This window comes from Geodermatophilus sp. SYSU D00867 (assembly GCF_054050315.1).
On sequence record NZ_JBJGZC010000025.1, the window covers coordinates 18712 to 39324 of the forward strand.

Consider the following 20613-nt stretch of genomic DNA (forward strand, 5'->3'; position numbering starts at 1 on the left):
CTCCGGGAGGGTCAGGGCGTCCCAGCGGGAGGGTCGTCGAACCGGGCGAGCACCATCGGCAGCAGCCAGTCCAGGCGGTCGAGCACGCCGCTGCCCGGCGGCATGAAGTGGGTGGTCCCCGGCAGGATCGCCAGGCGCGCCCGCGAGAGACCGGCCAGGTCGCCCATCGCGCCGCCGCCGAGGAGGCGGAAGAGCTCGACCGCGGACTCGGCCAGGACGGCATCGGCGTCCCCGGCGACGACCAGGGTCGGCGCGGTGATCCCCCGGATGTCCTCGGCCGGCCAGTCGAAGGGGGTCTCGTCGAGCGTCTTCAGCTTCTGGACGAGGACCGGGAAGTGGCCGGGGTCCGGGGCGGTGGCCCGGTAGGCCTCCTCCAGCGGCGACCCGGCGAACACCTCCGGGGTGATGGTCGGGATCATCTCGAGCAGTTCCGGCTGCGTCCCCCTGCTCGAGTGCGACGCCGAGACGACCACCAGCGTGCGGACCACCTCCGGGTGACGGACGGCCACCTGCAGCGCCGCGGCGCCGCCCATGCTGTAGCCCAGGACGTCAGCCCGCTCGATGCCGAGGTGCGCGAGGAGGCCCGCGGCGTCGTCGGCCAGGCCCTCGTAGGTGATCGGCCGGTCCACGTCCGCCGTCCGGCCGTGGGCCTGCAGGTCCGGGACGACGACCTCCCGGGTGGTGGCCAGGGCGCCCACCAGCGGTCCGAGGTCACCGGCCGACATGTACGCGCCGTGCAGGAGGAGGACCGGGCCGCCCGCCGGCTCCCCCGTGGGCCCGTGGACCTCGTAGTACATGCGCAGCCTGCCGACCGGCGCGTACCCGGTCCTCGTCGCGGTGGCGGTGTCGGTCACGGGGCCCTCCTCGGCGGTCCGGGGCCAGGCGATCGTCGCGCGACCGGCACGGCGGCGGGAACCCCCGCGGGCCCGGCGGACGTGACAGCGTGGCCGGGTGGACCGCGCCGGCGTGATGCAGTGGGTGGCCGGGTACGAGCGCGCGTGGCGGGAGGGGGACGTGGCCGCGGTCGCCCGGCTGTTCACCGACGACGCGCGGTACCGGCGCTCCCCCTACGAGCCGTCGGAGGTCGGCCACGCGGCGATCCGGGCGTTCTGGCGGGAGGACGAGGGCCGGACGTTCACGGTGGCCGCGGAGCCGGTCGCCGTCGAGGGGCGCGACGCGGTGGTGCGGCTGGAGGTGCGGTACGGCGCCCCGGCGCCGCAGGAGTACCGGGACCTGTGGGTGCTGCGCTTCGCCGACGACGGCCGGGTCGAGGACTTCGAGGAGTGGGCGTACTGGCCCGGCAGGTCCTACACCGCAGAGGCCGACACGGCCGGCTGAGGGGCCGCGCGGCGGATCCGCGCCTGGGACCGCGAGCGGTCGCGCCCTACGCTCGTCCGGCATGGCGACGGTCTTCGCCGGGATGGCGGCCAGCCTGGACGGCTTCATCCAGTCGAGGTCCGGGGACCTCGCGTGGCTCAACGACGCCATGGCCCCGGGTGAGGACTACGGCTTCGCGGAGACCGAGGCCCGCACCGGGGCCTACGTCGTCGGCGCGAACACGTACCGGGAGATGGGCACCGCCGGTGTCGGTGGCGTGCCGACCTGGGTGGTCACCCACGACGCCGACCTGCCGACCGGCCGGAACACGCACGCGTACGCCGGCGACCTGACCCGGCTGATCGACACCGTGCGGTCCCGGATCGACCCCGGCAGGGACATCTGCGTCTTCGGCGGCGGGCGGCTGGTCACCCAGCTCCTGCAGCTCGGGCTCGTCGACGAGCTGGGCGTCTCCGTCGTCCCCGTCGTCCTCGGGGACGGCGTGCCCTTCTTCGGCACGATGACGGCGAGCACCAGGCTCCGGCTGATCGAGTGCCGCCCCTTCCCCTCGGGGATCGTGCTGCTCAACTACCGGGTGGTGCGGCCCTAACCGGTGTCCCCGCCGTGCAGGGTGGGCCGGTAGACGAGCTCCTGGATGCGGCCGTCGAACGTCCGGCTCCCGAGCAGCTCGAGGTCGAAGTCGGCCGCGCCCGCGAAGACCGGCGCCGTCCCGGTCCGGCCGGTGATCACCGGGAAGACCGTCACCTGGACGCGGTCGACCAGGCCGGCGGCCATCAGCGCCCGGTTCACCGACAGGCTGCCGTGCGAGCGCAGCGGCACGTCGGACTCCTCCTTGAGCCGGGCGACGACGTCGACGGCGTCCCCGTGCTCGAGGGTCGCGTCGGGCCAGTCGAGGGGACCCTGCAGCGTCGTCGACACGACCGTCGTCGGCATGGTCCGCATCCGGGTGTTCAGCGGGTCGGTGACCTGGGCCGGGTCCAGGAACCGCACGAACTCCCGGAAGGTGGTGGCCCCGAGGACCAGCCGCTGCTCCGCGCGGTACTGCGCGAGGCGGTGGTCGAGGAACTCCGGGCCCTGCTTGCTCCAGTAGCCGCCCCAGTCGCCGTCCTCGCCGTAGGAGCCGAAGCCGTCGAGGGTGCAGAAGACGTCGAAGGTGTAGGTGGCGGTCACGATGCCCTCCCCGGGTGCGGCCGGCCGGCTGCCGGCCGCCGGACGGCGTAGCGCAGCAGGACGACACCGTTGCCGAACCGCCGGTTCTCCACCAGCTCCAGGTCGATCGGCTCGTCGGCGGTCTCGAACAGCCGTCGACCGCGGCCGACGACGACGGGGTTGACGTAGAGCCGGTACTCGTCGACCAGGTCCAGCCGGCGGAAGGTCTCGGCCAGGTCGACCCCGCCGAGCGTCATGTCGCCGCCGGGCTGCTGCTTCAGTGCGCGGATCTCGTCGGGGTCCACCTCTGCCCGCAGCGAGGCGTTGGGGCCGACCTCCCGCAGCGTGCGGGAGAACACGATCTTCGGCACCGCCCGCCAGATACCGGCGAACTCGCGCATCGTCGGCGGGGCGTCCGGGTCCTGGTCGGCGGTCGGCCAGTACGCCTCCATGAGCTCGTAGGTGACCCGGCCCTCGAGGAAGGCGCTCTTGGTCGCGAGCTCCTCGTTGAAGTGCCCGTGCAGCTCCTCGTCGACGCGGTGCCAGCCCAGGTCGTGGTCCGGCCCCTCGAAGTAGCCGTCCAGCGACAGCATCATGTGCACGACGATCTTCCGCATCCGTCCTCCTGGTCTCCGGCCCGGTCCGGGAGCTCGGACCGGCGGACGGGGACGAAGTCATCGGTCCCGCCTCCCGGGAGCCGCCCCGGGGGACACGGCGGCGCGACCTCACACCGCCGGGCGCTGTGCCGGTACCTCCTGGAAGGCGCGGACCTCGATCCGCGCGCCGAGCGCCCGGGACGCCTTCGCCGCCCAGGAGACGGCCGCCGCCCGGTCCGGCGCCTCGACGACCCAGAAGCCGCCGAGGTACTCCGGCGCCTGCGTGTACGGCCCGTCGGTGAGGGCGAGGTCGTCCCCGGTGTGGTCGACGGTGACCGCGGTCGACGGCGGGTGCAGCCCACCGGCGAAGACCAGCGCGCCGGACGCCGCCAGCTCCTCCAGGAAGGCGCCGGCCGCCGCCAGGGCGGCCTCCAGCTCGGCGGGGTCCATCGTGGCCATCGTCGGTTCCTCGGCCGAGTCGTGCGGCATGGACAGCAGGTACTGCGTCACGGGTCCTCCCGGGTGGTCGCCGCGGCCCGTCCGGCCGCTCCACGAGAGGGACCCCGGTCGCCGCATCGACTCATCGGTCGGGTCCCGTCGGTGGGGTCGCCTGGCGGCGACACACCGGCAGCCACCCGCGACCGGGCCCGGACGACCGGACGCCGTCGACCCGGTCGTGCGCGGATCGGCGGAGGGGGACGACGGACGAGTCGGCCTGCCGATCCGGGGCCGGCTGTTCAGCGCCTGGTCTCGTACCTGGTCAGGAGCACGCCGCCGGGGAACGTCCGGGTCTCCACCAGGTCCAGGTCCACCCGGTCGTCCAGGGCCGGGAAGAACGGCGTGCCGCCGCCCACCAGGACCGGGTGGGTGACGAGCGCGTACTCGTCGATCAGCCCGGCCCGCATGGCCGCCGCGGCGAGGGTGGCGCCGCCGACGTCCATGGGACCGCCGTCCCCGGCCTTGAGCCGGGTGATCTCGGTGACGGCGTCGCCGGTGACCAGGCGGGCGTTCCCGTCGACCGCGCTGGCCGTCGAGGAGAACACCACCTTCGGCATGTCCCGCCAGCGGCGGGCGTACTCGATCTGCGCCGGTGTGGCGCCGGGCTGCTGGTCGGCGGTCGGCCAGTGGGAGCTCATCGTCTCCCACAGTCTGCGCCCGTACAGCGCCAGGCCCGTGGCCCCCACCCGGTCGGACCACCACTGGAACAGCTCGTCGCTCGGCACGCTCCAGCCGAGGTCGTCGCCGGGCGCGGCGACGTAGCCGTCCAGGCTCAGGTTCATGGCGAAGGTCAGTCTCCGCATCGCGTGGCCTCCCGTGGGTCGGTGTTCGGCGTACGGACCGACACGGCGCGGAGAACTGACCGGTCGGACCACACCGAGGGCCGGTCGACCACCGCGCCGAGCGGATGCCGCGTACGAGGAGGGACGACGACCGGCACAGCGCCCCGTGGGACGGGTCGCCGCCTCGTCGTCCGGCCGCTCGACGTCCACGCCGCCGGGTCGCAGGGGCCGCGTGACGCGAGCCGGATCATCCCGGAGCCGATCGTGGTCAGCACCCGCAGCCGGGAAGAGGGCGAGCCGACCTCGGCCGACGATCGCCGTGACCGACCGACGTCAGCCACCTCTGGCCCGGCTCCGGCGACCGGCCGAGGGCCGCCGCCGACCCCGTTCCCGGCCGAGCGGCGGACCCCGCGCGGACCGGCGCCGCGCCCTGACCGCAGACCCGCAGGTCACGGCGGGCGACGGACGAGTCGGCCTGTACGCCGGGTTCTGTCCTCGGGCGCCTCGCGGCCTCCCGATGGGCGGTCATCCATCTAGGCCCGCCGTTGCCGGCGGGCTCGAGCGGTCCACCCGCAGGCTCGGGCGGGCAGCCCTCGAACGCCTGCGCAGGACGGTGTCCGGTCGCCCGGCCACCGCCCCTTCTCGACCTTGCTCCGGGTGGGGTTTACCGAGCCGCACCGGTCACCCGGTGCGCTGGTGGTCTCTTACACCACCGTTTCACCCTCACCAGCAGCGGACTGCTGGCGGTCTGTTCTCTGTGGCACTGTCCCGCGGGTCACCCCGGGTCGCCGTTAGCGACCACCCTGCCCTGTGGAGCCCGGACGTTCCTCGGCGACGGGGTCTCCCCCGCCGACGCGACCGCCCGGCCGACTCGTCCGTCGTGCCGACCAGTCTACGGACCCCCTCAGCGGAACTGCTCAGTCCGCGCTGCGGGCTCCCGCGGACGCTCCTACGGTGGCTCCGTCCGGCCGGTCGTCACGTCCTCCACCGGGGGAACCGAGCCGGGTGCCGCCGAGTCGCGGCCACCGCGGTGGCCGTGAGCCGGGGACCCACCGCACCACCGGGGTGAGTCCCACCTCCCGGACCCGGGAGGGGGTAGGGCGCAGTTCCCCGCCCGAACCCGTCAGCTGACCCGGTAGGCGGCCACGGGAGAACGGAGAACCACCACGGGGTGCGCCGACGGCGCCTGCCCCGGCGTGCCCCGCACTCTGCGACGAGCGCCGCGACCCGCCCACCTCCGCCGGTCGCCGCGCCTCCACGGACCGGAAACGACCGGCCTCGCGTCGGCCTGCCCTCCAGCAGCCGCCCGCCGCCCGGCCGCGTCCCGGCCCGTCCCGCAGGTCCCCCCACGCGACGGGTGACCGCCGAGCCACGGACGGCGCCACGCGGAACCGACGTCAGGAGCTCTCCTCGTCATGCCCTCGAACAGCAAGCGCACGATCCGCCGGACCCTCACGGCCGGCGCCCTCGCCGTCGCCTTCGGCCTCAGCGGCCAGTCGGTGGCCCAGGCCGACTGGGACGGCCCCCGCCGGGACGGGTCGAACGGCTGGTCCCAGGACCGGGGAGGAGCCGCGGCGCCCGCGCCCGCGGCCCCCGCCGCCCCCGCGGCCGCACCGGCAGCCGCCCCCGCCGCCCCCGCGGCGGTGTCCACGAACCTCACCGGCGCGCCGACCGCCTCCTCGACCTCCTACAGCGCCTGGGCGGCGCACGTCCGCCCCGTCGTCGCCGAGGTCGTGCAGCAGTGCGGGGTGTCCACCGTGCTCACCCGCCCCGGGCACTCCCCCACCCAGCAGCTCGCCGCGGACTTCATGGTCTACGCCGACTCCGCCAAGGGGAACGCCGTGGCCCAGTACGTCATCGACAACGCCGCGCGCATGGGCGTCGACTACGTCATCTGGAAGCAGCGGATCTTCGTGATCGGGAGCTCCGGCTGGCGGGCGATGGAGGACCGCGGGTCCCCCACCGCCAACCACATGGACCACGTCCACGTGAGCTTCAACCCCTGACCGGCCCGGACGCGGCCCCGGGCGCACCCCGGGGCCGCGTCCGGCCTCAGCCGGCGTACAGCGCGAAGCCGGCCACCCGCCGGCCGTCGACGACCGGGGTCGCCGTGTCGACCTGTCGCCGGGCCTGCTCCTCGACCGGGTCGGCCGACAGCGCCTGCAGGTAGCGGCGGTGCTCGGCCAGCGAGGCCACCGCCCGGTCGACGACGTCGGTCACGTCGACGGTGTGCGTGACCCCCACCGGCGTGGAGACGGCGGTCCAGCGCACCCCGCGCCAGGGCTCCGGGTCGGCGAGCTCGGCGAAGATCCACTCGTTGGCCGCGTCGCCGACGGCGTCGACCACCGCCCGGCCCAGCACCCGGTGGTCGGCGCTGTTCCAGTAGCCGAGCGGGGCGCCCGGCGGCGTCCACGTGTCGCCGAAGTGCAGCGTGACCACGAGGTCGGGGCGGTGCCGCCGGATCGCCGCCGCGACCGCCCGCCGCAGGTCCAGCCCCTCGGTCAGCCGCCCGTCGGGGTGGCCGAGGAACTCGACCATCGACACGCCGACCACCGCGGCCGCGGCCCGCTGCTCGCGCTCGCGCAGCGGCCCGGCGGCCTCCGGCGGCAGCCCGGCGATGCCGGCCTCGCCGCTGGTGGCCATCACGTACCGGACGTCGCGCCCGGCCGCCGTCCACGCCGCGACGGCGGCCGCGCAGCCGTACTCCACGTCGTCGGGGTGGGCGACGACGACCAGGGCGCGCTGCCAGTCCTCGGGGAACGCCTCCGTCATGCGGGCAGTCTGCCCGCGGCCGCTGACGCTCAGCGCCCTCGGGCCACCCGCAGCGCCGCGGCGATCATCGGCGCCTGCAGCGGCAGCCGGACCACCGCCGCGGCCAGCATCGCCGGCCGCCCGCGCGCCACGCGGAGGTGGTGCAGGTGGGCCGGCACGAACGACGCCAGGAGCGCGGCCGCGGCCCGTCCCCCGGCCCGGCGGCTCGCCGGCGCGGCCAGCAGCGCGGCGGTGCCGACCTCGGCGACCCCGCTGACGAGCACCCAGGCGCGGGCGTCGCCGAGCTCGGGCGGCACCAGCCACTCGAACGTCCGCGGCCGCACCAGGTGCAGCACGCCGGAGCCGCCGAGGGCGGCGGCCAGCCAGGTCGCCGGGGCGGGGAGTCGCACGCACCGACCGTAGGCTGGCGCCCCGTGACGGCCGCCGACCTCCTGATCGCGGCCGCGGTGGCCCTGGGCGCGGGGGCGGTCAACTCGATCGCCGGCGGCGGGTCGCTGATCCTCTTCCCCACCCTGGTCGGGCTGGGCCTGGGCACCGTGGCGGCCAACGTCACCAACTCGGTGGCGCAGTGGCCGGGCTACCTCGGCGGGATGGCCGGGTTCCGCCGCGAGTACGCCGGTCAGCGCGACCGGCTGGTGCGGCTCGGTGCGGTCTCGGCGCTGGGTGGCGTCGCCGGCAGCGTGCTGCTGCTGACCACGCCGAGCCAGGCCTTCGACGTCGTCGTGCCGGTGCTCGTGCTGCTGGCCAGCCTGCTGCTCGCGGTGCAGCCGCTGCTCACCCGCCGGCTGCGCGACCGCGACGACGGCGCCGTCCGCGACCCGTGGTGGCTGTACCTCGCGCTGTTCCTCGCCACCGTCTACGGCGGCTACTTCGGCGGCGCGCTCGGCGTCATCCTCGTCGGGGTGCTCGGGACGGCACTGCACCGGCTGCCGCTGGCCAACGCGCTGAAGTCGGCGTTCTCCGCGGTGACGGCGACGGTCACGCTGGTCGTGTTCGGCGTCTTCGGGCCGGTGGCCTGGCAGGTGGTCGCCGTCGCGGCGCCGGCCAGTCTGGTCGGCGGGTTCCTCGGCGCCCGGGTGGCCGGCCGCATCCCCGCGACGCCGCTGCGGGTGCTGATCGTGGTCTTCGGCGTCGCGGTGTCCGTCTACCTCTTCACGCGGTGACGTGCTGGAACGGCCCCGCTGCAGGGTCCCGCCGCGAGCTCGCGAGCGGCGGGGGGCAGCGGGGTCCTTCTACTCACCGCCGCGGCCGGGCTCTCCGATGGCGATCATCGCCTCGACGGCGCGGCGGGCGCGGGCGGCGGTCTCCGGGTCGACGTCGACGGCGCCCTCGCCGGTGCGCAGCGTGTGCAGCAGCTTGGCCGGGGTGATCATCTTCATGTAGCGGCAGGCCGCGCGGCTGTTCATCGGGATGAACGACGTCCCGCTGTTGAGCGCCCGCAGCTGGTGCAGGATGCCGACCTCGGTGGCGACGAGCACCTGGCCCGACGAGGTCCGCGCCGCGGCCTCGACCATGCCGCCGGTGGACAGCACGCGGGTGCGGTCGGCGGGCAGGTCGCCGTGGCTGACCAGGTCGAGCACCGAGGTGGTGCAGCCGCACTCGGGGTGCACGAGGATCTCGGCGTCCGGGTGCGCGGCCACCTGCGCGCGGACGTCGGCCGGGCTGATGCCCGCGTGCACGTGGCACTCGCCCGCCCACACGTGGATGTTCGACCGCCCGGTCACGCGCTTGACGTGCGCGCCGAGGAACTGGTCGGGGCAGAACAGGACCTCGCGGTCCTCGGGGATGGACCGGATGACGTCGGCGGCGTTCGACGAGGTGCAGCAGACGTCGGTCTCCGCCTTCACCGCCGCGGTGGTGTTGACGTAGCTGACGACGACGGCGCCCGGGTGCTGGGCCTTCCACTCGCGCAGCTGCTCGGCGGTGATCGAGTCGGCCAGGGAGCAGCCGGCGGCGTGGTCGGGCAGCAGCACCGTCTTGTCCGGCGAGAGGATCTTCGCCGTCTCGGCCATGAAGTGGACGCCGCAGAACACGATCTCGCGGGCGTCGGTCTGCGCCGCGACCCGCGACAGGTGGAGGGAGTCGCCGGTGAAGTGGGCGACGTCCTGGATCTCGGGCACCTGGTAGTTGTGCGCGAGCACCACCGCACCGCGCTCGTCGGCGAGCCGGCGGACCTCCGCCGCCCAGTTCTCGTACTCGGCGGCCGACAGGGTGCGCTCGTCGCCGGCGACGGTGGGGGTGGCGGGCGCGATGGTCGCGGTCACGGGGCTCCTCGGAGTGCGGGGGGCTCATCGTCCCCGGAGCGCCGCGGCGGGCGGCGGCGGGGGTGTCCGGTGCAACACCGGGCCGCCCGGCCCGCTTCCCGCTCCGGGGCGTCAGCGACGCACGTCGTAGACCAGGTGGGTCACCCGCCTGCCCTGCACCACCACCGGGTCCTCGAACTGGATCTCCGGCGGGCCGCCGGCGCCGAAGTACGGCCGCCCCGAGCCCAGGACCACCGGGACCAGCGCCAGCACCACCCGGTCGACCAGGCCCGCGCGCAGCGCCTGCCCGCCGACGTCCCCGGCGCTCACCGTGACGTCCCGGTCGCCGGCGAGCTCCCTCGCCCGCCCGATCGCGGCCGGCACGTCGGGCGCGAAGGTGAACGGCGCGGTGGCGCGGTGCGGCCAGTCGTCGGCCGGCCGGTGGGTGACCACGACGACGTGCTCGCCGTTGGGGGGCACGCCGCCCCAGCCGTCGGTGATGTCGAACAGCCGGCGCCCGCAGACCATGACGCCCACCCGCGTCGCCATGTCGGTGAGGAACTCCGCCGTCTCCGCGGTCACGCGGAAGGGCCGGTCCGGATCGCTGAAGGTCATCTCGACGTCGCCGTTGGCGTACCAGTCGAACAGCGGCCCGGGCATGTCGTCGTCCCGCCCGACGTACCCGTCCAGCGACACCGCCGCGAACAGCACCACCCGGCCCATGGCGCACCTCCTCGCTCCCGGCTCCGGGGCGGAGCCGCCTGCAGGGGAGACCGGCGGGCGTTCGTCAACTCATCGGTTGAGTGTCCTCAGCGCAGGTGGGCGGTGTCGTTCACCAGCCGGACCGAGGTGCGGCCGTCGGAGCTCCACGCCACCGTCGACAGCGACGCCGCCTCGAGGAACACCCGGTGCACCACCTCGTCGCCGGCGCCGAGGCCCGCGGCGAGCAGCAGCTTGATCGGGGTCACGTGGCTGACCACGAGCACCGTCCTCCCGGCGTGCCGCTCGAGCAGCCGCTCCCGGGCGCGGGCGACGCGGCGCGACACGTCGGCCACCGACTCGCCGCCCGGCGCGGCCACCGTCACGTCGCTCGCGAAGCGGCGGGCGGCCAGCGGGTGCCGCTGCTGCGCCTCGGTGGCGGTGAGCCCCTCGAGGTCGCCGAAGTCGAGCTCGACCAGGTCGTCGTCGAGCTCCACCGGCAGGCCCAGCGCGCCGGCCACGACCTCCGCGGTCTCCCGCGTGCGGCGCAGCGGCGAGGCGACGACGACCTCGATGCCCAGCTCCTTCGCCCGCACCGCGGCCGCCTCGGCCTCCGCGCGCCCGGTGGCCGACAGCGGCAGGTCGTTGCGGCCGCTGTACCGCCGCTCGGGGGTGTGCTCGGTGCGCCCGTGCCGCAGCAGGTGCGTCACCGTGGTCACCGGCGGCGCGGGTTCGGCGGCCGGCTGGACGTCGTCCTCCACCACGGTCGGCTCGGCGGCGAGGTCGCGGTGCACCGGCCGGCCGTCCATCGCGCTGTTGGCGAGCGCGTCGGCGGCGCCGTTCTGCGCGCGCGGCACCCAGGTGTAGCGGACGCTGCCCAGCTGCCGGGCGAGATCGCGGGCCTGGACGGCGAGCTTCTGCATGTCCGGGTGCTTGATCTTCCAGCGCCCCGACATCTGCTCGACGACGAGCTTGGAGTCCATCCGCACCTCGACGTCGGCGCTCGCGCCTCCGCCGCCACAGAGGTCCAGCGCCGCCTGCAGCCCGGCCACCAGCCCGCCGTACTCGGCGACGTTGTTCGTCGCCCGGCCGACCGACGCCGCGCGCTCGGCGAGCACCCGCCCGGTGGCGGCGTCGCGCACCAGCGCGCCGTAGCCGGCCGGGCCCGGGTTGCCCCGCGAGCCGCCGTCGGCCTCGACGACGAGACGGCGGGTCACAGGCCCGACTCGGCGGTGCGCACGAGGATCCGGCCGCAGTTCTCGCAGCGGACCACCTCGTGCGGGTCGGCGTTGCGGACGGCGGCGAGTTCCCGGCCGTTCAGCTCGATCCGGCAGCCCTGGCACTGCCGGGCCTTGAGCACCGCCGCGCCGGTGGTGCCGGTCTGGGTGCGGATGCGGTCGTAGAGCGCCAGCAGCGGGGCGGAGATGCCGCCGGCGACCTCCGCGCGCTTCGCCTCGTGCCGGGCGGTGGAGTCGGCGATGTCGGCGAGGGCGTCGTCGCGCAGCTGCTCGGCCCGCTCCCGGTCGGCGACGGCGGCGGCACGCCCGGTCTGGGCGTCGGCCAGCGCGGCGTCGGCGGTCTCCCGGCGCTCCATGAGCTCGAGCACCTGGTCCTCGAGGTCGGACTGCCGCCGGGCGAGCGACTGCAGCTCCGACTGCAGCGAGGTGATCTCCTTCGGCGTCGCCGCCCCGGAGTCGATCCGCGACCGGTCGCGGTCGGCCCGCTGCCGGACGGTGTCGACGTCGGCCTCGAGCCGCCGCTGCTCGCGGTCGAGGTCGCGCACCTCGGTCTCCGCGCGGACCTCGGCCTCGGCGAAGGTGCGTTCGGACTCCGCGGCGGCCTCGACCGCGGCGACCTCCGGCAGCGTGCGCTTCCGGTGGGCGAGCTGGGTGAGCGCGACGTCCTCGTCGGCCAGGGCCAGCAGCTTCTGCTGCTCGAAGTGGTCGGCCTTCACCCGCTCAACCTACCTGCGGCCGGTCGCCTCCCCCGTCGTGCCGCGGGCCGTGCCGGGCGGCGCGGACTCCAGCGGGTCGGGGAGGTCGCGGAAGGTCGGGTCCTCCCGCTCGGCGGTGTAGTCGCTCTCCGCCGTCCCGTCGACGCCGTCGTCCACCTTGGCCGCGCGCAGCGCCATCGTCGCCAGCACCGTGACGACCAGGTTGACCAGCAGCGCGAGGAAGCCCGCGTAGACGCTGGACTGCGCGTCCAGGCCCAGCTTGGACAGGGCGAACGCCGACCCGCCGAAGTGCTCGCGGAGGACCGTGCCGTCCGGCGCCAGCCGCGGGATGTTGTAGAGCATCAGCAGGCCCGCGGCCATGCCCGCGACCCACCCGGCGATGAGCGCGCCGCGGTGCAGCCAGCGGGTGTAGAGGCCGAGGGCGACCGCGGGCAGCGTCTGCAGGATGATCACGCCGCCGATGAGCTGCAGGTCGATGGAGAACTGCGGGTCGATGAACAGGATCGCCGCGACCGCGCCGACCTTCACCACCAGCGAGGTCACCTTGGCGACCTGCGCCTCCTGCCTCGGCGTGGCGTCCTTCCTGAGGAACTCCTTGTAGATGTTGCGGGTGAACAGGTTCGCCGCGGCGATCGACATGATCGCCGCCGGGACCAGCGCGCCGATGCCGATGGCGGCGAAGGCGATGCCGGCGAACCAGCTCGGGAACATCTCCTGGAACAGCACCGGGACGACGGTGTTGCCGTCCTCGCCGATCGGCGTCACCCCGGCCGCGATCGCCATGAAGCCCAGCAGCGCGATGAAGCCCAGCGCCAGGCTGTAGACCGGCAGCGCGCTCATGTTGCGCTTGAGCACGTCGCGGTTGCTGGCCGCGAGGACGCCGGTGATCGAGTGCGGGTAGAGGAACAGCGCGAGCGCCGACCCCAGGGCCAGCGTCGCGTACTGCCACTGCCCGGTGCCCGGCAGCAGCACGCCCGCGCCGGTGCCGGCGGAGAACTTCTCCTCGGCCGCGCCGAAGATCACGTCCCAGCCGCCGAGCTTCACCGGGATGACGATCACCGCGACGATGATCGTCAGGTAGATGAGGGTGTCCTTGACGAACGCGATGAGCGCCGGCGCCCGCAGCCCCGAGTTGTAGGTGTAGAGCGCCAGGATCACGAACGCGACGATCAGCGGGAGCTCGCCCTCCACGCCCATCGCCTTGAGGATCGCCTCGATGCCCACGAGCTGGAGGGCGATGTAGGGCATCGTCGCGACGATCCCGGTGAGGGCCACGAGCAGCGCCATCGTCGGGGAGTCGAACCGGGCGCGCACGAAGTCCGCCGGCGTCACGAACCCGCGCACGTGGCTGACCGACCACAGCCGGATGACGACCAGGAACACCAGCGGGTAGATGACGACCGTGTACGGGACGGCGAAGAACCCGGCCGCGCCGGCGCCGAACATCAGCGCGGGGACGGCGACGAACGTGTAGGCGGTGTAGAGGTCGCCGCCCAGCAGGAACCAGGTGATCCAGGTGCCGAAGCTGCGCCCGCCCAGCCCCCACTCGTCCAGGTGCATGAGGGTCTCGGCCCGCCGCCAGCGCGAGGCGACGAACCCCATGACCGTGACGACCAGGAACAGGACGATGACGATCGTCAGCTCGACGACGTTGACCCCGTCCACGGCTCAGCGCTCCCTGTCCCGCTCGATGGCGGCGCGGGCGGCGGCCCGCTCCTCCGGGCTGCGCCGGGTGGCCCGGTAGACGACCACGGTGGTCAGCACGCCCAGCCCGACGAACAGCAGCTGCACCCAGTAGAAGAACGGCCAGCCGAAGAGGGTCGGCTCGACGCGGTTGTAGAACGGCACGACCAGCGGCACCACGATCGGCACCAGCAGCAGCCAGTTCCAGGGGCTGCGGTCGCTCCTCCGGGGGACCGCGCCTCCCGTCGGCGGTCGTTCGGCGGTGGCCACGGCGCCCTCCCCGTCTCAGCCGGCCGTGCGGGCCGGGTCCCCTCCTGCCGACCGGCCCCGGTGCACCGTCCACGGGTCGGTGCGGCGCCGGGAGGCGACCGCCTCGACCCTGCCGGACAGGTCCGTGGCCAGCACGTCGGCGACCACGGGGACCCAGGGCCACTCGGAGGCGAAGTGTGCCACGTCACACAAGGCGGGACCCCCGTCCTCCCGCGCCTCGGACACGGGGTGGTGCCGCAGGTCGCTGGTGAGGAGGACGTCGGCGCCGGCCGCCGTCGCCTCGGGCAGCAGCGAGCCGCCGCTGCCCCCGCAGACGGCGACGGTGCGCACCGGCCGGTCCGGGTCCCCGGCCGCGCGGACCCCGCCGGCGGTCTCCGGCAGGACCTCCGCGGCGAGCGCGGCGAAGCCGGCCAGCGTGGTCGGCCGCGGCAGCTCCCCCACCCGGCCGAGCCCGGCGCGGGAGCCGGGCGCCACCGGCTGCAGCGGGCGGGTGCCGGTCAGCCCGAGGACGGCGGCCAGCGCGTCGTTGACGCCGGCGTCGGGGGCGCGGTCGGCGTTGGTGTGCGCGACGAACAGCCCGCAGCCGGCGCGGACCAGCCGGTGCACCAGCCGCCCCTTGGGGTCGTCGGCGGGGACGCCGTGCACCGGGGTCAGGAACAGCGGGTGGTGGGTGACCAGCAGCCCGGCGCCGAGCTCGAGCGCCTCGTCGACGACGGCGGCCACCGGGTCGACGGCGACCAGCACGCGCTCCACCGGCTCGGCGGGGTCCCCGCAGACCAGGCCGACGGCGTCCCAGCCCTCCGCGAGCGCCGGGTCGTAGCGGGCCTCCAGCGTGGCGACGACCTCGCCCAGGGTGGCGGTCACGGGCGCCGACGCTAGCCGAGCGCCGTCCCGCCTCCGGCGGCCGCGGGTGGCAGGCTCCAGACCGTGGCGGACAGGTCGCTGCGCGCACCCGCGTGGCTCGAGGAGCTGCTCCGCACCACTCCCCCACCCGTGCCGTGGCGCGACGTCGTCCGGTTCGCCGTCGTCGTGCCCGCGCCGCTGGCCGTGGCCCTCGCCGTCGGCGGGCGGACGGCGCTCGGCGCCGGCGTCTTCGCCACCACCGGGGCGCTCGCGGCCACCCTCGCCCCGCAGGGCGGCCCGCTGCGCGACCGGCTGCGCCGCACCGCCGCCGCGGTCGGCCTCGGCGCGGTCGGCCTGGTCGCCGGGCAGTTCGCGAGCGGCGGCGGCGTGCTGCCGGTGGTGGTCGTGGCGGTGCTGTCGGTGGCCGCGGCGGTGATCAGCGCCGTCAACTCGGCGATGTCGCTGGGCGCGCTGCAGCTGCTGGTCTACACCGCGCTGGCGTCGGGGCTGGTGACGCCGCTGCCCGCGGCGGCCGAGGTGGCGTTCTTCGCCGCCGGGGCGGCCTGGGCGACGCTGGCCACCCTGGTGCAGGCCGCGACCGAGCCCAGCGACCCCGACCGCACCGCCGTCGCCGCGGTGTTCACCCGGATCGCCGGGCTGCTCACCGCCGTGGGCACCGAGGGCACCGACGACGCCCGCCGCGAGCTCACCACCGCGCTCAACGCCGCCTACGACCGGGTCATCCGCACCCGCAGCCTCGCCGCCGGGCGCAACCGGCAGCTGTCGGAGCTGGCCGGCGTCCTCAACGCCGCCGCCCCGCTGGTGGAGGCCGCGGTCGCCGCCGCCCGCACCGGGGTGCACGCCGACCCGCACGACGTGACGGCGGTGCACGCCCTCGCCGCCGCCGTCTCCGGCAGCCGCGAGCTGCCCGACGAGCGCCCGCCCGCCCTCGACGACGGGCCGGCCGTCCGCCGCGCGGTGCGCCACGGGGTGCGGCTGGCCTGGGCCGTCGTCGGCGACCCCGAGGAGCGCGCGGGAGCCGCCGTCACCCCGCCCCGGCCGCCCTGGCGGGACCGGCTGCGCGACCTCGCCGACCGCACGCTCGGCAGCACCGACACCCGCGAGTTCGCCCTCCGGCTGACGCTGTGCATGACCATCGCGGAGGTCGCCCGCCAGCTGCTGCCCATCGAGCGGCCCTACTGGGTGCTGCTCACCGTCGCGATCGTGCTCAAGCCCGACTACGGATCGGTGTTCACCCGGGCGGTGCAGCGCGGTGCGGGCACCCTGCTCGGCGTCCTCATCGGCTCGCTGCTGCTGTCGGTGCTGCCCCGCGACGGGTGGGTGGTGGTCGCCATGGCCGTCGCGGCCGGGCTGCTGCCGTGGGCGCGCGGCGCCAACTTCGGCCTGTTCTCGGTCTTCCAGACGCCGGTGATCATCCTGCTGCTCGACCTCGCCGTCCCCGGCGGGCCGGAGCTGGTCGGCGCCCGGCTGGTGGACACCCTCATCGGCTGCGCGATCGTGCTGGTCGCGGGCTACCTGCTGTGGCCGCAGACCTGGCGGGCGCCGCTGGAGGACGCCCTGCGCGCGGCCGCGCTGGCGCTGGACGCCTTCGTCGGCGCCGCGTTCGGCGCGGACCCGGTCGCGCGCCGGCGCGCCCGCCGCGCGACCTACCGGGCGCTCACCGAGCTGCACACCCAGCTGCAGCGCCGGCTGGCCGAGCCGCCGCCGATCAGCACCCGCGCCGGTGCCTGGTGGCCGGTCATCGTGCAGCTGGAGCGGACCGCCGACGCCGTCACCGAGGCGGTCATCGCCGTCCACGGCGGGGAGCCCGGGCCCGACCCGTCCCAGGTGGCGGTGCTGCGGCGGGCGCTGCGCGAGCTGGAGGACGACGTCCGCGCGCACCGGGTGCCCGACGACGCCGAGATCCACGCCGACGGCGTCCTGGCCCCGGTCGCCCGCGAGGTCGACGCCGCCCGCCGGCTGGTCCGCGACGCCGCCCCCGGCCGCCGCCCCGAGACCGCGGCGCCCGGGAGCTGAGCCCCGGTCGCCCCCACGGGACCGCGGCGCCCGGCGGCTGAGTCGCCGCTGCCCGCGAGCTGCGCTGTCATGGACGGGTGCCGCTCCGCCGTCATCGCCCCGCGCCCGTCCCGCCCCGCATCCCGGTCGTCCCGGGGATCGACGGACCGCCCCCGCCGGGCTCGCGCACCGTCCGCACCGACGACGGCGTGGACCTGCACGTGGAGTTCGACGGACCCGAGGACGCCCCGGTCACCGTGGTCTTCTGCCACGGCTTCACCGCCCGCCTCGGCGAGTTCCAGCTGCAGGTCGAGGCGATCCGCGACCGCGCCCGCGTCGTGCTGTGGGACCAGCGCGGCCACGGCCGGTCCCGCTGGGTCGACCCGCGGACGGCGACCATCGACCGCACCGCCCGCGACCTCGGCCAGGTGCTCGACGCCGTCGTCCCCGCGGGCCGGCCGGTGGTGCTCGCCGGGCACTCGATGGGCGGCATGACGATCATGGCGTTCGCCCGGCAGCGGCCCGAGCTGTTCGGCACCCGCGTCGTCGGCGCGTTCCTGCTGGCCACCTCGGCCGGCGGCCTGGTCGCCCGTGGGCCCCTGGGGTTCGCGGTGAAGGCGATGCGCACGCTGCACCTGCTGGGCCTCTACCTGTGGTGGCTGCGGCTGCTGGCCCCCGGGCTGGAGCGGCTGCGGCGGCGCGGCACGTGGCTGGGCCACCGGTTCACCCGCCGCTACCTGTTCGGCCGCGACGACGCCACCCGCGAGGCGGTCCGCGTCGTGCAGGCGATGCTCGAGGAGACGCCGCTGACCGTGACCATGGCCTTCTACGGCACCTTCCTCGACCACGACGAGACGGCGTCGCTGCCGGTGCTCGGGCGGGTCCCGTGCACCGTCGTCGCGGCCGAGTACGACCGGCTGACCCCCGCCGACCACGGCCGGCAGCTGGCCGCGGGGATCGGCGAGCGGGCCGAGCTGGTCGTCGTCCCGGGCGCCGGGCACAGCGTCAACCTCACCCGCACCGCCGTCGTCGACCGGGCGCTCACCGACCTGCTCGACCGGGTGGGGGCGGCTGGTCCCGGCGCCGTCCGGCAGGCAGGCTGATCGAGGACCTGCCTACCGTGTCCGGCACCACACGACCGTGTTCCGACGGCCGGGTCGCTGGATACGGGACCGGCCGACACCGTCTCGACGAGTTGGGGAGCGACCGTGGACCGCCTGAGCGCGACCGATGCCGGCTTCTACTACGCGGAGACCGAGAACGCACCGCTGCACGTGGGCTCGGTGGCGGTCTTCGAGGGACCGGCGCCGTCCTACGGCGACCTGGTGCGCCTGCTGCTGAGCAAGCTGCCGCTGGTGCCGCGCTACCGGCAGCGGGTGCGGGAGGTGCCCTTCAACCTGGGCCGCCCGCTGTGGGTCGACGACCCGCACTTCCAGATCCTGTACCACGTGCGGCACACCGCGGTGCCCAAGCCCGGCGGTGAGGAGCAGCTGCGCAACCTCGCCGGCCGGGTGCTCGGCCAGCGCCTGGACATGGCCAAGCCGCTGTGGGAGGTGTGGCTGGTCGAGGGCCTGGAGGACGACCGCTGGGCGATCATCTCCAAGGTCCACCACTGCATGGTCGACGGCATCGCCGGCACCGACCTGATGCAGGTCATGTTCGACCTCGACCCGAACGCGGAGCACAAGGCGCCGCGCGACTGGTCGCCGCAGCGCAGCCCCTCGGGCGTCGAGATGGTCGCCGGCGCGCTGACCGAGACCGTCACCGCTCCCCTGCGCCAGCTCGTCCACGGCCCCGAGGCCGTCAGCAACGGCGCGAGGGGGCTGTTCAACAGCGCGAAGGTGGCGGTGTCGTCGGTCCCGCAGCTGGCCCGCCAGGCGCTGACCCCCATGGCCCGCACGCTCACCGGCCCGATCGGCCCGCACCGGCGCTGGGCGTGGGCCGACGCCGAGTTCGAGGACCTGCGCACCGCCCGCAGCGCGCTGGGCGGCACGGTCAACGACGTCGTCCTCACCGCCATCACCCGCGGCTTCCGCGACCTGCTCAAGGGCCGCGGGGCGCTCGGCGGCGACACGGTCGTCCGCACGATGGTGCCGATCTCGGTGCGCAAGGAGGGCGAGCGCGGCTCGCTGGACAACCGGGTGACCGCCGTCTTCGTCGACCTGCCGGTCGGTGAGGCCGACCCGCGGGCCCGGCTGGCCGCGATCAAGCAGCAGATGGACGAGTACAAGCGGACGATGCAGGCCGTCGACGCCCGCTCGATCATCGGGATGGGCGACTACGTCGCGCCGACGCTGCTGGCCCTCGGGGTCCGGGCGGCCATGCAGACCGGCCAGGTGTGGTGCCAGGCGGTGACGACGAACGTGCCCGGCCCGCGGGTGCCGCTGTACGTGCTCGGCAAGCGCATGGTGTCCGCGCACCCCTACGTGCCGATCGCCGGCGGCACCCGGATCTCCATCGGGATCTTCAGCTACCTCAACTCGATGACCTTCGGCATCAACGCCGACTTCGACGCCTTCCCCGACGTCGACGTGCTCTCCGAGGGCATCTGCCGCGGCATCGCCGAGCTGGTCGGGCTCGCCGCGGAGCGGCAGCCGGCCGCGGCCATGCCGTGACCCGGCGGTCGCCGGGCGTGACCCGGTTCACGCCCGGCGACGCCGGGTAGCGCGCCGTCGTGACCGTTTCCGAGACCGATCTGACCGTCGCCGTCACGGGCCCCACCGGCACCTTCGGGGAGGGCCTGGTCCCGCTGCTGCAGGCCGACGACCGGGTCCGCCGGGTGGTCGGCATCGCCCGCCGCCCCTTCGACCCGGCGGCCCGCGGCTGGACGAAGATGGAGTACCGCCGGGGCGACGTGCGCGACGCCGACGCCCTGAAGGAGGCGTTCGCCGGCGCCGACGTCGTCGTGCACCTGGCGTTCCTCATCACCGGCAACGCCTCGCGGCAGACCACGCGGGCGATCAACGTCGACGGCACGCTCAACGCGTTCCGGGCCGCGGCCGCCGCCGGTGCGCGCCGGTTCGTCTACGCCTCCTCGCTCGCCGCGTACGGTTTCCACCGGGACAACCCGGTGGGCATGACCGAGGACTGGCCGGTGCGCCCGGCGTCCCGGCTGTTCTACGCGCAGGAGAAGGCCGAGCTCGAGCAGCTGCTGCAGCAGGAGGCGCAGGACCACCCGGAGCTCGGCCTGTACCTGCTGCGCCCGCCGGTGGTGCTCGGTCCGCACACCGTCGGCGCCAAGGACCTGCTGCCCGGCCCGCTCGCCCCGCTGGGACGGTGGCTGGCCGAGCAGAGCACCCGGCGGCTGCCGGTCCCGGTCCCGGTCGCGGTGCCGGCGCTGCCGCTGCAGTTCGTCCACGAGGACGACGTCGGCTCGGCGCTGCTGCAGTGCGTCGTCGCCGCCGGCCCGCCCGGGGCCTACAACATCGCCGGCGACGGCGTCGTGACCGCCGCCGACGTCGCCCGCGAGTACGGCGCCCTGCCGCTGCCGCTGCCGGCCGCGCCGGCGCAGTTCGCGGCCCGCGCGGTGTCCCGGCTGCCGTTCCTGCCGCCGGCCGCCGAGTGGGTGGAGGCGGCCAGCCACCCGGCGATCATGGACACCACCAAGGCGAAGCGGGAGCTGGGCTGGCAGCCGCGGTACACGGGCCTGGAGGCGTTGCGCGCCACCCTCGACCGGGGCTGAGACCGGCCCGCGTCGCGCCGCGCGGGAGCAGGATCGGCGCCTCCGCCGGCGCCGGCCCCGTCACCGGCGGGGCGCCCGCCCGTTGGAC

22 protein-coding genes, 1 other RNA gene and 1 riboswitch are annotated in these 20613 nt (G+C 75.5%); of the genes, 8 read left to right on the plus strand and 15 right to left on the minus strand.

Going from position 1 to position 20613, the window contains the following annotated elements; genetic code table 11:
- Positions 1 to 11: 11 nt before the first annotated feature.
- Positions 12 to 854 carry an alpha/beta fold hydrolase gene (locus ACI8AK_RS19935; protein WP_456902706.1) on the minus strand — a complete coding sequence of 281 codons (843 nt, stop codon included), beginning with the start codon at positions 852 to 854 and terminating at the stop codon, positions 12 to 14.
- A 97-nt stretch (positions 855 to 951) separates the two neighbouring features.
- On the opposite strand from ACI8AK_RS19935, the gene ACI8AK_RS19940 reads away from it, so the two are divergent.
- Together ACI8AK_RS19940 and ACI8AK_RS19945 are read left to right on the plus strand one after the other, a co-directional pair.
- On the plus strand, positions 952 to 1338 hold the full coding sequence (locus tag ACI8AK_RS19940) for a YybH family protein (protein WP_387984751.1): 387 nt from the start codon (positions 952 to 954) through the stop codon (positions 1336 to 1338).
- 61 nt (positions 1339 to 1399) lie between these two features.
- Positions 1400 to 1927: a dihydrofolate reductase family protein gene (locus ACI8AK_RS19945; protein ID WP_387984753.1), complete on the plus strand. Its 528-nt coding sequence runs from the start codon at positions 1400 to 1402 to the stop codon at positions 1925 to 1927.
- On the opposite strand, the gene ACI8AK_RS19950 is transcribed toward ACI8AK_RS19945, so the two are convergent.
- The 5 genes from ACI8AK_RS19950 to rnpB all read right to left on the minus strand — a co-directional run bounded on the left by ACI8AK_RS19950 (position 1924) and on the right by rnpB (position 5237).
- Positions 1924 to 2508 carry a dihydrofolate reductase family protein gene (locus ACI8AK_RS19950; protein ID WP_456957682.1) on the minus strand — a complete coding sequence of 195 codons (585 nt, stop codon included), beginning with the start codon at positions 2506 to 2508 and terminating at the stop codon, positions 1924 to 1926. The two genes, ACI8AK_RS19945 and ACI8AK_RS19950, sit on opposite strands and share 4 nt — an antisense overlap.
- Positions 2505 to 3104 carry a dihydrofolate reductase family protein gene (locus ACI8AK_RS19955; RefSeq protein WP_456957684.1) on the minus strand — a complete coding sequence of 200 codons (600 nt, stop codon included), beginning with the start codon at positions 3102 to 3104 and terminating at the stop codon, positions 2505 to 2507. Before ACI8AK_RS19955 ends, ACI8AK_RS19950 begins: the two co-directional genes overlap by 4 nt.
- A 108-nt stretch (positions 3105 to 3212) precedes the next feature.
- Complete coding sequence (locus ACI8AK_RS19960) at positions 3213 to 3593, minus strand: YciI family protein (protein WP_387984761.1); 381 nt, start codon at positions 3591 to 3593, stop codon at positions 3213 to 3215.
- A 227-nt stretch (positions 3594 to 3820) separates the two neighbouring features.
- On the minus strand, positions 3821 to 4384 hold the full coding sequence (locus ACI8AK_RS19965; RefSeq protein WP_456957685.1) for a dihydrofolate reductase family protein: 564 nt from the start codon (positions 4382 to 4384) through the stop codon (positions 3821 to 3823).
- Positions 4385 to 4825: 441 nt separating this feature from the next.
- An RNA gene (rnpB, locus tag ACI8AK_RS19970) (RNase P RNA component class A) lies at positions 4826 to 5237 on the minus strand.
- 125 nt (positions 5238 to 5362) lie between these two features.
- A riboswitch (cyclic di-AMP (ydaO/yuaA leader) is annotated at positions 5363 to 5520 on the plus strand.
- Between the two features lie 258 nt (positions 5521 to 5778).
- On the opposite strand from rnpB, the gene ACI8AK_RS19975 reads away from it, so the two are divergent.
- Positions 5779 to 6369, plus strand: coding sequence for a hypothetical protein (locus tag ACI8AK_RS19975; protein WP_456957686.1), 591 nt, complete (start codon positions 5779 to 5781; stop codon positions 6367 to 6369).
- Between the two features lie 46 nt (positions 6370 to 6415).
- On the opposite strand, the gene ACI8AK_RS19980 is transcribed toward ACI8AK_RS19975, so the two are convergent.
- Positions 6416 to 7135, minus strand: coding sequence for a PIG-L deacetylase family protein (locus tag ACI8AK_RS19980; RefSeq protein WP_456957687.1), 720 nt, complete (start codon positions 7133 to 7135; stop codon positions 6416 to 6418).
- Positions 7136 to 7164: 29 nt separating this feature from the next.
- Positions 7165 to 7524 (minus strand): DoxX family protein, encoded by a 360-nt coding sequence (locus ACI8AK_RS19985; protein ID WP_387984783.1) that lies wholly within the window; start codon positions 7522 to 7524, stop codon positions 7165 to 7167.
- Between the two features lie 24 nt (positions 7525 to 7548).
- Here ACI8AK_RS19985 and ACI8AK_RS19990 point away from each other — a divergent pair, with 24 nt between their 5' ends.
- On the plus strand, positions 7549 to 8298 hold the full coding sequence (locus ACI8AK_RS19990) for a sulfite exporter TauE/SafE family protein (RefSeq protein WP_456957689.1): 750 nt from the start codon (positions 7549 to 7551) through the stop codon (positions 8296 to 8298).
- Positions 8299 to 8367: 69 nt separating this feature from the next.
- On the opposite strand, the gene nadA is transcribed toward ACI8AK_RS19990, so the two are convergent.
- The 7 genes from nadA to ACI8AK_RS20025 all read right to left on the minus strand — a co-directional run bounded on the left by nadA (position 8368) and on the right by ACI8AK_RS20025 (position 14848).
- Complete coding sequence (gene nadA, locus ACI8AK_RS19995; protein WP_387984788.1) at positions 8368 to 9399, minus strand: quinolinate synthase NadA; 1032 nt, start codon at positions 9397 to 9399, stop codon at positions 8368 to 8370.
- A 111-nt stretch (positions 9400 to 9510) separates the two neighbouring features.
- Positions 9511 to 10101, minus strand: coding sequence for a dihydrofolate reductase family protein (locus ACI8AK_RS20000; protein WP_456902697.1), 591 nt, complete (start codon positions 10099 to 10101; stop codon positions 9511 to 9513).
- Positions 10102 to 10187: 86 nt separating this feature from the next.
- Positions 10188 to 11294 carry a bifunctional RNase H/acid phosphatase gene (locus ACI8AK_RS20005; protein WP_456957690.1) on the minus strand — a complete coding sequence of 369 codons (1107 nt, stop codon included), beginning with the start codon at positions 11292 to 11294 and terminating at the stop codon, positions 10188 to 10190.
- Positions 11291 to 12031, minus strand: coding sequence for a zinc ribbon domain-containing protein (locus ACI8AK_RS20010; RefSeq protein ID WP_387984795.1), 741 nt, complete (start codon positions 12029 to 12031; stop codon positions 11291 to 11293). Before ACI8AK_RS20010 ends, ACI8AK_RS20005 begins: the two co-directional genes overlap by 4 nt.
- 9 nt (positions 12032 to 12040) lie before the next feature.
- On the minus strand, positions 12041 to 13696 hold the full coding sequence (mctP, locus tag ACI8AK_RS20015) for a monocarboxylate uptake permease MctP (RefSeq protein WP_456902695.1): 1656 nt from the start codon (positions 13694 to 13696) through the stop codon (positions 12041 to 12043).
- A gap of 3 nt (positions 13697 to 13699) precedes the next feature.
- Positions 13700 to 13984 (minus strand): DUF3311 domain-containing protein, encoded by a 285-nt coding sequence (locus tag ACI8AK_RS20020; protein ID WP_387984799.1) that lies wholly within the window; start codon positions 13982 to 13984, stop codon positions 13700 to 13702.
- Between the two features lie 15 nt (positions 13985 to 13999).
- Positions 14000 to 14848 (minus strand): Nif3-like dinuclear metal center hexameric protein, encoded by an 849-nt coding sequence (locus tag ACI8AK_RS20025; protein ID WP_387984800.1) that lies wholly within the window; start codon positions 14846 to 14848, stop codon positions 14000 to 14002.
- A gap of 63 nt (positions 14849 to 14911) precedes the next feature.
- On the opposite strand from ACI8AK_RS20025, the gene ACI8AK_RS20030 reads away from it, so the two are divergent.
- The 4 genes from ACI8AK_RS20030 (at position 14912) to ACI8AK_RS20045 (ending at position 20525) form a co-directional block, all read left to right on the plus strand.
- Entirely contained in the window at positions 14912 to 16864 is a 1953-nt protein-coding gene (locus ACI8AK_RS20030) for an FUSC family protein (RefSeq protein ID WP_456957692.1), read from the plus strand.
- A 188-nt stretch (positions 16865 to 17052) separates the two neighbouring features.
- Positions 17053 to 17946 carry an alpha/beta fold hydrolase gene (locus ACI8AK_RS20035; RefSeq protein WP_387984804.1) on the plus strand — a complete coding sequence of 298 codons (894 nt, stop codon included), beginning with the start codon at positions 17053 to 17055 and terminating at the stop codon, positions 17944 to 17946.
- Between the two features lie 105 nt (positions 17947 to 18051).
- Positions 18052 to 19458 (plus strand): WS/DGAT/MGAT family O-acyltransferase, encoded by a 1407-nt coding sequence (locus ACI8AK_RS20040; RefSeq protein WP_456957694.1) that lies wholly within the window; start codon positions 18052 to 18054, stop codon positions 19456 to 19458.
- A gap of 59 nt (positions 19459 to 19517) precedes the next feature.
- Positions 19518 to 20525 carry an NAD-dependent epimerase/dehydratase family protein gene (locus ACI8AK_RS20045; protein ID WP_387984808.1) on the plus strand — a complete coding sequence of 336 codons (1008 nt, stop codon included), beginning with the start codon at positions 19518 to 19520 and terminating at the stop codon, positions 20523 to 20525.
- Positions 20526 to 20613 lie beyond the last annotated feature (88 nt).

What these genes read in the sequence shown, in the direction of transcription:
- ACI8AK_RS19945 (WP_387984753.1), top strand. Translation starts at nt 1,400, where the DNA reads ATGGCGACGGTCTTCGCCGGGATGGCGGCCAGCCTGGACGGCTTCATC.
- ACI8AK_RS19955 (WP_456957684.1), bottom strand. Translation starts at nt 3,104, where the DNA reads ATGCGGAAGATCGTCGTGCACATGATGCTGTCGCTGGACGGCTACTTC.
- ACI8AK_RS19965 (WP_456957685.1), bottom strand. Translation starts at nt 4,384, where the DNA reads ATGCGGAGACTGACCTTCGCCATGAACCTGAGCCTGGACGGCTACGTC.
- ACI8AK_RS19975 (WP_456957686.1), top strand. Translation starts at nt 5,779, where the DNA reads ATGCCCTCGAACAGCAAGCGCACGATCCGCCGGACCCTCACGGCCGGC.
- ACI8AK_RS19980 (WP_456957687.1), bottom strand. Translation starts at nt 7,135, where the DNA reads ATGACGGAGGCGTTCCCCGAGGACTGGCAGCGCGCCCTGGTCGTCGTC.
- ACI8AK_RS20000 (WP_456902697.1), bottom strand. Translation starts at nt 10,101, where the DNA reads ATGGGCCGGGTGGTGCTGTTCGCGGCGGTGTCGCTGGACGGGTACGTC.